The 11,030-nt window shown below is 69.3% G+C and carries 10 protein-coding genes; 4 read left to right on the forward strand and 6 right to left on the reverse strand.

All coding sequences use genetic code 11. The features are described 5' to 3' along the window. Window positions 1–664: 664 nt before the first annotated feature. The 3 genes from OC534_RS14795 to hemH form a co-directional block, all read right to left on the reverse strand. A complete protein-coding gene (locus OC534_RS14795) occupies window positions 665–2,407 on the reverse strand; it encodes a methyl-accepting chemotaxis protein (RefSeq protein WP_153165139.1) in 1,743 nt (580 codons plus the stop codon). A gap of 379 nt (window positions 2,408–2,786) precedes the next feature. Further along, window positions 2,787–3,635, reverse strand: coding sequence for an alpha/beta hydrolase (locus OC534_RS14800; RefSeq protein ID WP_262072067.1), 849 nt, complete (start codon window positions 3,633–3,635; stop codon window positions 2,787–2,789). After that, a complete protein-coding gene (gene hemH, locus OC534_RS14805) occupies window positions 3,632–4,594 on the reverse strand; it encodes a ferrochelatase (RefSeq protein WP_136006494.1) in 963 nt (320 codons plus the stop codon). Before hemH ends, OC534_RS14800 begins: the two co-directional genes overlap by 4 nt. Before the next feature lie 165 nt (window positions 4,595–4,759). On the opposite strand from hemH, the gene OC534_RS14810 reads away from it, so the two are divergent. The 4 genes from OC534_RS14810 to tatC all read left to right on the forward strand — a co-directional run bounded on the left by OC534_RS14810 (window position 4,760) and on the right by tatC (window position 7,224). Beyond that, window positions 4,760–5,647 carry a YSC84-related protein gene (locus tag OC534_RS14810; RefSeq protein ID WP_136006492.1) on the forward strand — a complete coding sequence of 296 codons (888 nt, stop codon included), beginning with the start codon at window positions 4,760–4,762 and terminating at the stop codon, window positions 5,645–5,647. A 75-nt stretch (window positions 5,648–5,722) separates the two neighbouring features. Further along, a complete protein-coding gene (tatA, locus tag OC534_RS14815; RefSeq protein ID WP_136006490.1) occupies window positions 5,723–5,953 on the forward strand; it encodes a Sec-independent protein translocase subunit TatA in 231 nt (76 codons plus the stop codon). A gap of 15 nt (window positions 5,954–5,968) precedes the next feature. Continuing rightward, on the forward strand, window positions 5,969–6,478 hold the full coding sequence (tatB, locus tag OC534_RS14820) for a Sec-independent protein translocase protein TatB (RefSeq protein WP_136006488.1): 510 nt from the start codon (window positions 5,969–5,971) through the stop codon (window positions 6,476–6,478). Then, entirely contained in the window at window positions 6,475–7,224 is a 750-nt protein-coding gene (tatC, locus tag OC534_RS14825; protein WP_136006487.1) for a twin-arginine translocase subunit TatC, read from the forward strand. The genes tatB and tatC overlap by 4 nt, the downstream gene beginning before the upstream one ends. A 105-nt stretch (window positions 7,225–7,329) precedes the next feature. Here the strand turns inward: tatC and OC534_RS14830 are convergent, their stop codons facing one another. The 3 genes from OC534_RS14830 to OC534_RS14840 all read right to left on the reverse strand — a co-directional run bounded on the left by OC534_RS14830 (window position 7,330) and on the right by OC534_RS14840 (window position 10,814). Beyond that, window positions 7,330–8,223, reverse strand: a complete 894-nt coding sequence (locus tag OC534_RS14830; protein WP_136006485.1) for a BPSS1780 family membrane protein — start codon at window positions 8,221–8,223, stop codon at window positions 7,330–7,332. A 115-nt stretch (window positions 8,224–8,338) separates the two neighbouring features. Then, window positions 8,339–9,058, reverse strand: a complete 720-nt coding sequence (locus OC534_RS14835; RefSeq protein WP_136006483.1) for a glutamine amidotransferase — start codon at window positions 9,056–9,058, stop codon at window positions 8,339–8,341. Beyond that, a complete protein-coding gene (locus OC534_RS14840; RefSeq protein ID WP_136006502.1) occupies window positions 9,030–10,814 on the reverse strand; it encodes a GspE/PulE family protein in 1,785 nt (594 codons plus the stop codon). The genes OC534_RS14835 and OC534_RS14840 overlap by 29 nt, the downstream gene beginning before the upstream one ends. Window positions 10,815–11,030 lie beyond the last annotated feature (216 nt).

Raw genomic sequence — 11,030 nt, forward strand, 5'->3', positions numbered from 1 at the left:
CATCCCGAACTCGGAAGTGAAACGCAGCTGCGCCGATGGTAGTGTGGCCTAAGCCATGCGAGAGTAGGTCATCGCCAGGGTTTACACCCCAAAAACCCCGCTGCTCACGCAGCGGGGTTTTTTCTTTGTGCGTTGCCTGCGGCGGTGATGCATCGCTCCCCTACGGTGGACATCGACCGTACGCCGCCGATCCACATCCGAACGCGGCACCCCCGGATCGCGGCCCAGGTGCTGCACGCGGTGATGGACGGTGCAACCTGTGGTCGGCACCTACCGGACGCCGGTCCACATCGGGATGCAGTACCGGATCCCAGCCCATGCGCTCAGATCCCAGGTCGCCACCGGCCGCTGGTGGGGCGACGGCGTGCAGCGGCGGGCGCAACGTGCGGTGATGGACGGTGCGACCCGTGGTCGGCACCTACCGGACGCCGGTCCACATCGGGACGCGGTACCCCCGATCGCGGCCCATGCGCTCAGATCCCAGGTCGCCACTGGCCGCTGGTGGGGCGACGGCGTGCAGCGGCGGGCGCTGCGTGCGGTGACGGACCGTGCCCACCGGCGGTCGGCACCTGCTGGACATCAAGGGGGCGCTCAACGCTCGCCCTCGCCCCAAAAAAAAACGGCGCCCGTGGCGCCGTTTCCTCGTCTCATCGCAGTGCGCGGTTCACGCCGCGCTGCGCATTCCCTGCGGTGCGGTGTCGGTCTGCGCCTGGTGGCGGAACACGGCAACCGCGTCGGTCAGTTCCCGGGCCTGGCTCTCCAGCAGACGCGCTGCGGCGCTGGCTTCTTCGACGAGCGCGGCGTTCTGCTGGGTGGCGTCGTCCATCTGGGCGACGGTCTGGTTGACCTGGTCGATGCCGGCGGCCTGTTCCTGCGATGCCGAGGAGATCTCGACCATGATGCCGCTCACTCCGCCCACGCTGCTGACGATCTCCTGCATTGTCCGGCCGGCGTCCTGCACGAGGCGGGCGCCGTCGGCAACATGGGTGGCGGCGTCCTCGATCAGGTGCTTGATCTCCTTGGCCGCATCGGCCGAGCGTTGCGCGAGGATGCGCACTTCGCTGGCCACCACCGCGAAGCCGCGGCCCTGCTCGCCGGCGCGGGCGGCTTCAACGGCGGCATTGAGGGCGAGGATGTTGGTCTGGAAGGCGATCCCGTCGATCACGCGGGTGATGTCGGCGATGCGGGTGGACGCGCCCTGGATGGTGTCCATCGTGGTGACCACGCGGCCGACCACGTCGCTGCCACGGCTGGCGACGTCGTGTGCCCCCTGTGCCAACGCGCTGGCCTGGCGGGCGTGCTCGGCATTCTGGCGCACGGTCGAGGTCAGCTCCTCCATCGACGCGGCGGTCTCCTCCAGATGCGCGGCCTGTCGCTCGGTACGCTCGGAGAGATCGCTGTTGCCGCTGGCGATCTCGCTGGCGGCCAGCGAGATTGACGCAGTGCACTGCTTGATCCGCTCGACCATTGCGGTGAGCTGGGCGGCGGTCGCGTTGGCATCGCGCTGCATGGCGGCGAACGAACCGTCGAACTCGCCCTGCATGCGCTGGTCCAGGTCGCCTTCGGCAAGCGCGGAGAGCACACGACGGATCTCGCCGACGGTGCCGCCCACGCTGTCGAGCAGGTGGTTGATGCCACCGGTCAGACTGTCGAGGAAGCTGACGCCGCTGTTGCTGGCGGGCAGGCGCTGATCGAGGTCGCCCTTGGTGGCGGCGGCCACGATGCCGGCCACGGCGTTCTCCAGCAGGAGCTCCTGGGTGCGGTCGTGCCATTCCACGGCAAAGCCGAGACGCTGGCCACGTGCGTCGAATACCGGGGTGACAACCTGGGCGAAGTGCACCGGTCCGATCCGCACACGCCCGTGATGGGCCTTGCTGAGGGTGTTGAGGATGCCGCGGATGCGATCGGGGTCAACGTGGAAGCGATGAATGCTGCTGCCGATCAGATGATCGGCGTCGAAATCGGGGAAGGCCTCGCGCAGGCTGCTCTGCTGGTTGCGCAGCAGGGTGACCACGGACTGGTTGACGTAGCGGATCACGTGGTCGTTGTCGGCGATCATCATCGCGGTCCGTGACACATCCAGCGCCTGGCGGATCTGCGCGTTCTCGCGGTGTGCGGCATCGTCGCGTGCGCGGTGCCGGGCAAGGTCGTCAGCGGCCCCGGCGGCGCGCCGTGCATCCAGGGCAGCCGCACGGGTCTGTCGGCGCTGGCGCAGCGCCATCGCGCACACCAGGGCCGCGCCGACGGCCGCGGCCAGCGACGGCGCGGGCTGACGGTGCCAGAACGCCATCGCCAGGGCGGTTGCCAGCAGCGCGGCGGCGGCCAGCAGCGCCGCGGTGTCGATGGTGAGGGGAAGCCTGCGCGCACGATCCGGCGGGCGGGAAGGGGTGTTGGGAAGGGCAGACATGACGACTCCGGAATCAGCAGGAAGCAGGGGGCCGCGACGGTGCGTGCGGACAGGCAGACGCCGCGTCGCACACTGCAGGGGCAGGGGACACGGCAATGAAAGCGGGACGATGGGGGACGCAGGGCGCACTCGCGGCGGCGGCGGTGGCGATCACCCCCGTCATGGCCCGGTCCTGTGGGCGATGGCACGGCCAGTACGGCATGGCGATGAGGGTCCTGGAAACCGTGGGTGATGCGCGGCTTCGCGGTGGCGGAGCATGCGACGGCACAGGTGGACTCCTCCCACCTGCCCCGACGGTATCGGTCGATCGCCGGGAAAATTGAGTGCGACACGGTGTCGCAGTACGCCGCCGCATGTGCGCGGCAGCACGTGTCAGGGGTCAGGCGGCCAGGAAGCCGCGGACCACCTCACCGATCTGTCGCGGATGCTCCATGTGCAGGTGGTGGGTACCGGGGAATACCGCGAGGCGGCCATCGCGCAGCAGTGCAATGCGTTGGCTGCGCAGGGGCTCGGGGTAGTAGGACTGCGCCGGCGTGGCGTAGATCACCTGGGTGGGGCATTCAATGGCGGCCAACAGATCGTCGATCTGGGCTTCGCTCAGGCGCATCGCCGTGGGCAGCATCAGGCGGGGATCGCTGCACCAGCTGTAGCCGCCGTCCACGGCCTTGACGCCGCGTTCCACCAGCAGCCGCGCGCAGGGCTCGCTGAGCTGGTTGGTCATCATCCGGGCACGGATGGGCGTGCTCAGGTCAGGGAACACGCGCAGGTTCCTGCCCGGCAGGGCGCGGGCGGCACGCACATGGTCGCGCAGGCGCTGCGCGGTCTCATTCTCCGGCCCACGCAGACCGCCGAGCGCTTCGATCGCGATCAGGCGTTCGATCCGCTCGGGCGCGGCGGCCGCGGTGAGGCTGGCGATGCCGGCACCCATCGAATGGCCGATCAGGGAGAAGCGGTCCCAGCCGAGCGCGTCGGCAACATCCAGCACATGGCAGATCGCGCCGGGCGTGTTGTATTGCGTGCCGGGGGGCAGGTGCGCGCTGTGGCCGTGTCCGGGCAGATCGATCGCCACCAGGTCCAGGCCGGGCAGCTCGGCGGCCAGCGGGACGAAGCTGGCCGCGTTGTCGAGCCAGCCATGCAGCGCCAGCACGCGGGCGCCGTGCGGCGCGGACGCGCGCAGGCCCGCCACCGCGCTGCCGGCGACGTCGATCGAGAACGGCTGCAGGCTCATGCCAGTGCGGCGATGCTCAGCCGCGACAACGCCAGGGCGTGCTCGGGCGCATCGTTGAGGCAGGGGATGTAGCGCATGGTGGCGCCGCGCGCCGCAACGGTTTCGGTGAACCCCAGGGCCACTTCCTCCAGTGTTTCCAGGCAATCGGTCGCAAAGCCGGGGCACACCACATCGATGCGGCGCGTGCCCCGTTCAGCCATCGCCCACAGCGTGGGTTCGGCGTACGGCTGCAGCCACTTCTCGCGGCCGAAGCGCGACTGGTAGGTCAATTGCCAGTCATCGGCACCCAGCTCCAGCGCCTGCGCGATCGCCTCCGCACTGGCTTCGCAGCGCTGCGGGTACGGATCGCCTGCGTCGGCCAGACGCTGCGGGATGCCGTGGAAGGAGAACACCAGCTTCTCGCCGCGGCCGTGCTGCGCCCACCACTGGCGGATGCTGGCGGCGACGGCGGCGACCCAGTCCGGATCGACGGCGTAGTCGCGCACCAGGGTGACGGTCACGCCCGGGTGCCGCGGCTGCCAGTCGCGCACCTGGTCCTCGATCGAGGCGGTGGTGGTGGTCGAATATTGCGGATACAGCGGCAGCACCACGATCCGACGCATGCCCTCGGCGGCCAGCCGGTCCAGCTCGGCCGTCAGCGCCGGTGCGCCATAACGCATCGCGTAGCGCACCCGCAGGTTGGGCATCAATGCCTGCATGGCCTCGGCCAGGCGCCGGGTATGGACCATCAGCGGCGAGCCGTCAGGCAACCAGACCTGGGCGTACTTGGCCGCCGAGCGGCCGCTGCGCAACGGCAGGATGAGCCCGTACAGCAAGGGCTTCCACAGCAACGGCGGGATCGCGACCACGCGCGGATCGCTGAGGAATTCGGCCAGGTAACGACGGACCGCCGGAGCGGTGGGCGTTTCGGGGGTGCCTAGGTTGACCGCCAGCACGGCGGTGTCGGGTGCGTCGAGCATGGGGGCTATTCTCGCAGGTCTACGCGATTGTCGGGGTCGATAGACACTATTGTGCCCATCGAGGGCGTGTATTCTCGACCGGGACGCTCATTGCTGATTCATGGCAAACCTTCTACTTTCAGTTACTTGCTCTATCTTCCTGTGTCCCGACTTCTGGAGCCCACCATGCGCCGCCTGAGCCTAGTACTGCTGATCTCCGCCAGCCTGTTGTCGACCCAGGCACTGGCCGGCCCACAGGAGGACCAGCGTGCGCGCAACGCGGTGCGCGTCCTCAACGAAATCCAGGACATTCCCGAGCAGGGTATTCCCGACAAGCTGCTGGATGAAGGCCGCGCGGTCGTGGTTATTCCCGACACGATCAAGGCCGGTCTGGTCATCGGTGGTCGCCGTGGCCACGGTCTGATGTCGGTGAAGATGCCCGATGGCAGCTGGTCCAACCCGGTGTTCGTCAAGCTCACCGGCGGCAGCATCGGCTTCCAGGCCGGCGTGCAGTCCTCGGACGTGGTGCTGGTGTTCCGCAACGACCGCAGCCTGGACAATCTCGTCAACGGCAAGTTCACCCTGGGCGCCGATGCCGGTGTCGCGGCCGGTCCGGTCGGGCGCAACGCGGCCGCCGCCACCGATGGCCAGCTGAAGGCCGAGATCTGGTCCTGGTCGCGTGCGCGTGGCCTGTTCGCCGGCGTGGCGCTGGATGGCGCCGTGCTGCAGATCGACGATGCCGCCAACCTGGACGCCTACGGCAGCAACACCACCCCGCGCATGGTCTTTGAAGGCCGCGTGGGTGAGCCGCCGTCGATCGACGTGGTGGCCTTCCGTGACCGTCTGGAAGAAGCCACCTATTCAGCCCGCGAGAAGCGCGGCACGGCCGGTGCCGCGCCTGCCCCGGCGCCGCGTTCCGCTGCCCCGGCCGTGGCTGAACGGGCCGCGCCCGCGCCTGCTGCCGGTGCCACCACGGCGCCGCTGCAGGCCGTGCCGGCGCAACCCGCGCCCCAGCAGGGCTTCCAGCCGATCGGCGAAGGCGAAGTCCGGACTGAATCGCTGGACGGCAACTGACTTTCGTCACGCGCGCCGGCTTACCACCGGTGCGCTATGCTCAACCGTCTGATCACTACGTAACGCGAGCAGCTCATGGGCAGTTTCAGCATCTGGCATTGGTTGGTCGTGCTGGTCATCGTTCTGCTGGTGTTCGGCACCAAGAAACTGACCAGCGGCGCCAAGGACCTTGGCAGCGCCGTCAAGGAATTCAAGAAGGGCATGCACGACGACGACAAGCCGGCCGCGCAGCTCGGCGATGCGTCGCGCTCGCAGCAGGACGCGGCCAAGTCGTCGCAGGCCGAGCACGACCGCGACCCGCGCTGATCCCGGGCGGTCGGTGTGTTCGATATCGGTTTCAGTGAACTGCTGGTCATCGCGGTAGTGGCCCTGGTCGTGCTCGGTCCCGAACGCCTGCCCAAGGCCGCACGCTTTGCCGGGCTGTGGGTCCGGCGTGCGCGCAACCAGTGGGACTCGGTCAAGCAGGAGCTGGAGCGCGAACTGCACGCCGAAGAGATCAAGCGGCAGTTCCACGATGTGCAGGCCTCGGTGCAGGACACCGAAGCGCAACTGCGCGCCAGCGGCGAGGCGGTCCGGCGCGAAGCCGAGCAGCTGCGTGGCCATGCCCGGCAGCAGGGGCAGGCCGTTGCCGATGAGGCCGCCGCACCGTTGATGACCGGGCCGGTACCGGGTTCGCCGGCCAGCATGGCCCAGCACGCGACAGGGCAGGACGTGGACGCCGTTGATCCGGCCGTGGTGACGCACGCGACCCACGATGCGGCCTCGCCCCCGGGCATTGATGGCAGCGCGCCGCGCGCGGACGCGCCTTCGCCGCCGGAGGCACCGCGATGAGCGAGACGAGCTCTCCTGAAAGTTCGCTGGTCGACCACCTGATCGAACTGCGCGCGCGCCTGGTCCGTGCCCTGCTCGGGCTGGGCGTGGTGCTGCTGGGGCTGATGCCCTTCAGCCAGAAGATCTACACGTGGCTGGCCGAACCGCTGATCTCCAAGTTGCCGCTCGGGCAATCGATGATCGCGACCAACCCGGCCGGCGCGTTTTTCGCGCCGCTGAAGCTGACCTTCTTCGTGGCGGTGTTCGTGGCGGTGCCGTGGCTGCTGTACCAGTTGTGGGCCTTCGTGGCGCCGGGCCTGTATGCGCGCGAGAAGCGGCTGGCCGTGCCGTTGCTGGTGTCGTCGGTGCTGCTGTTCTATCTCGGCTGTGCGTTCGCCTATTTCCTGGTGTTGCCGGCGGTCTTCCACTTCCTGACCACCTTCCGGCCGGAGGTCATCGCGATTACCCCGGACGCCAATGCGTACCTGGACTTCGTGCTGGCGATCTTCTTTGCGTTCGGCAGCAGTTTCGAACTGCCGGTGGCGATGGTGATCCTGACGCTGCTGGGCTGGATCAGCCCGCAGCAGTTCAAGGAAGGCCGCGGGTACGCGGTGGTGGGTATCTTCGTGCTGGCCGCGGTGCTGACGCCCCCGGACGTGGTGTCGCAGTTGATGCTGGCCATCCCGATGTGCCTGCTCTATGAGCTTGGCATCCATGCCGCGCGCTGGCTGGTGCCGCGCCCGGCGCCGGGCGCATCGCCGCAGTAGCGACGACAAGGTTCCTCCCCCACTGCGTGGTGCGCACGCCAGCGCGGCGGTGCCGGGTGACAGGCCCGACAAAAAAAACCCCGGCGCAGGCCGGGGTTTTCTGTATCAGGCGGCGAACATGTTGTTCGGGCCCGGCATCGGCGGTGGCTCCGTGCCCTGGCCGAACATCTGCTTCCACGCGGTGTAGATGGCCCCGGCGAACACCGGCATGACCACGCCCATCAGCAGCAGCTGGGCCACGAACAGCGCCAGGAAGGTGCCGCCGATGAGCTGGGCGATCAGCGCCACCAGCATCACCGCGAAGTAGATGGCGAACACGGCCACGAACGAGAGCAGGAAGAACACCAGCATCGCCGGCACGTTGTGCAGGCAGGCGCGCAGGCTCAAGCGCAGCGCCTGCAGGCCGTTGCGGTGTTCGAACATGACCTGCGGCGGCAGCGTGAACAGGGCCAGTGCCATCGCCAGGAAGGTGGCGACCACCAGGGCCAGCCACAACAGGATGCGGCCGGCCGGCAGGCTGGCGGCCAGCGCCTCGATCTGGGCGGGGTCCGGCTGCGCGCCGGACTGGCTGATCGTGTTGAGCTGCTCCATCACCTCGCTGAGGTGCTGCAGGCCGCTGCTGCCGATCAGCATCAGCAGCAATGCGCCGAGGAACAGGCCGGCCACCAGCTGCGGCAGCAGCGAGGCCAGCAGGTTCAGCGCACGGCCTTCGTACAGGCCCTGCAGCAGGTGCGCCGGCTGCGCGCTGCGGCCAAGGTCGACCTCGCGAACGGCCCACACCAGGCCGCCGAAGAACAGCGGGCCGGCCAGCGCCATGAGCAGCTGTGCCAGCGTGCTCAGCGCCGGGCTGACCACCGCCAGCGACATCACCAGCAGGGCGACCACCGCCCAGATCACGCCGAGCAGGCCAAGGGCCAGCGGCGCTCTGCGCAGCAGGGAGAAACCGGACAGCAGCCATTCCGCGCCGGCAGAGGCCGGCAGCTTGCGAATCTCGCTCATACCATTCCGAAAACTGGGGGGGAGGGGCGCGGGCGCCCGGTGAATCCCGATTATCCCTGTTTTCCGCGCGCGTGACCTGAAGCCCGCGCAGGCATGATGCCGGGACGCGAGCGGCTCAGGCCAGGCGTGCCTGGCGGACGAAGCGGCGCAGCAGCTGGCGGGCCAGTGGCGCGGCGCTGACCGCGCGGGCGACGCTGCGCGCGCAGCCGCCGTGCTGGCGGATGCACTCGGCACGGGCGCGCACGTAGCCGCGCATGTGGTGGGTGGCGAACTCCGGATGGAACTGCACGCCCCACGCCTGCCGGCCCCAGCGGAAGGCATGGCAGTTGTCCTGCGCCGACCGGGCCAGCACCGCTGCGCCGTCGGGAACGCGCAGTACCGTCTGCAGATGGGTGGCGTGGGCCGGGAAGCGGGCGGGCAGGCCGGCGAACAGCGGATCGCTGTCGGCGGTGGGGTCCAGCGCCAGCTCGATCGTGCCCGACTCGCGCCCGGCCGGGTTGTAGGCCACCTCGCCGCCCAGCGCATGGGCCAGCAGCTGGTGGCCGTAGCAGATGCCGAACACCGGGCGCCCGGCGTGGACGGCGGTGCGCAGCCAGTCGGCGCTGCGTTCGCTCCAGTCGGCATGGTCGGTGACGTACGCGGCCGACCCGGTGACGATCACCCCGGCGAACTGCTGGTGCGCCGGCAGCGCCTCGCCATGCTCGACGTCCACGACCACGGTCTCGTCGGCGTCCAGCCCGGCGGCGACGCGGATCCAGTGCGGAAAGCGCCCGTAGCGTCGCAGCGAGGCGACGGGCTGGCCGGTTTCAATGATCAGGAAGGGGGCTGGATTCATCCGGGGGTGGCAGTACGGACAGGACTTCCTCGATTGTAGTCAGCCCTGCCGCCACCTTTTCAAGCCCCGCGCGGCGCAGGGTTCGCACGCCTTCAGCACGCGCGGCGCGGTTGAAAGCGGCCATGTCCATGTCCGCGCGGATCATCCTGCGCAGCCGCGAACCCAATGGCAGCAGCTCATACAGGCCGACGCGGCCGAGGTAACCGGTGCGGCGGCACTCGATGCAACCTACCGGTACATATGGCGTGGGGGTCTGAGGTAATGCTTCATCGGCATCAGCCAGCACGGCCCATTGCTCGGCGCCGAGGACGTGCGGCACCTTGCAGCTGGGGCACAGCGTGCGCACCAGGCGCTGGGCGAGGATGCCGTTGACGGTGGAGGCCAGCAGGTAGTGCGGCACGCCCAGATCGAGCAGGCGCGTGATGGCCGAGGCGGCGTCGTTGGTGTGCAGCGTGGACAGCACCAGGTGGCCGGTGAGCGAGGCCTGGACGGCCATCTGCGCGGTCTCCAGATCGCGGATCTCGCCGATCATGATGATGTCCGGGTCCTGCCGCAGCAGGGTGCGCACGCCGCTGGCGAAGTCCAGGTCGATGTTGGTCTGCACCTGCATCTGGTTGAACTCGGGAGCGATCATCTCGATCGGGTCTTCCACCGTGCAGACGTTGACGTCCGGCGTGGCCAGCCGCTTGAGCGTGGAGTACAGGGTGGTGGTCTTGCCCGAGCCGGTGGGGCCGGTGACCAGCACGATCCCGTGCGGGCGCTCGACCAGGGCGGTCCAGCCGGCGGCCTCCTGCGGGCTGAAGCCGAGCTGGTCGATGCTCTTGAAGGCCGCATCGGGATCGAAGATGCGCATCACACACTTCTCGCCGAACGCGGTGGGCATGGTCGACAGGCGCATTTCCACTTCGCGTCCGCCTGGCGACCGCGTCTTGATGCGCCCGTCCTGGGGGCGGCGGCGCTCGGCCAGGTCCATGCGACCGAGGACCTTGATACGGCTGACCACGGCGGTCATCACCGCCGGCGGCACCTCGAACACCTTGTGCAGCACGCCATCGATGCGGAAGCGCATGCGCCCCATGTCGCGGCGCGGTTCCAGGTGGATGTCCGAGGCGCGCTGTTCGTACGCGTACTGCAGCAGCCAGTCGACGATGTGCACGATGTGCTGGTCGTCGGCATTGACGTCGCCGGCACGGCCCAGCTCCACCAGCTGCTCGAAGCTGGGCAGGGTGCCGCTGGACTCGCCGCGGACATCGCCGCGCGCGCCGCGCACCGAGCGGGTCACGCCGTAGAACTCCATCGTGTAGCGGTGCAGGTCCAGCGGGTTGACCATCGCCAGCTCGATCCGGCGCCGGGTGAGGTGCTGGAGGTCGCGCAGCCATTCCTGCGCCAGTGGCTCACTGGTGGCCACCAGCACCCGTTCGGTGTCCACCGCCAGCGGCAGGAAGCGGTGCCGGCGTGCGTAGGCATGGGAGACCAGGGCGGTCACCGAGGACACATCGACCCGGGTCGGATCGACCCGCAGGTAGCGCGTGCCGGTGCGCGTGGCCAGCCATTCGGTGAGGCGCTCCAGGCCCAGCTCGCCGCCGCCGGCCGCGGCCAGCTTGAGATTGGCCAGCAGCACCAGCGGATGGACTTCACTGGCATTGCGTGCCCCCTGGGCGGAGAAGCGGATGCGCTCCAGATCGCTGTCGGCCACCAGGCCGTCGGCGACCAGTGCCGCGGCAACCTGGTCGAAGCCAAGCCGGCCCGGCAGCAGCGGGGCGGTGGCGTCCGGGCCGGGGACGAATGAAACCGGTGGGCGCTGATCCACTGCCGAGGTCCTTATGGCGTGCGGTGCACGCGGTGATGGGGTGGCCGGTATCCCCCCGGACCGGTCCATGAACGCGCCAACGCGGTCTGTGCCGCCGGCCGGACGTGCCGGCCGGTCCGGCCCGATGGCGTGCCGGGGCGGTGTCCGCGTGGTCGTCGCTAT

Source organism: Stenotrophomonas sp. Marseille-Q5258, from assembly GCF_946900935.1.
Taxonomy (GTDB): Bacteria; Pseudomonadota; Gammaproteobacteria; order Xanthomonadales; family Xanthomonadaceae; genus Stenotrophomonas; species Stenotrophomonas nematodicola.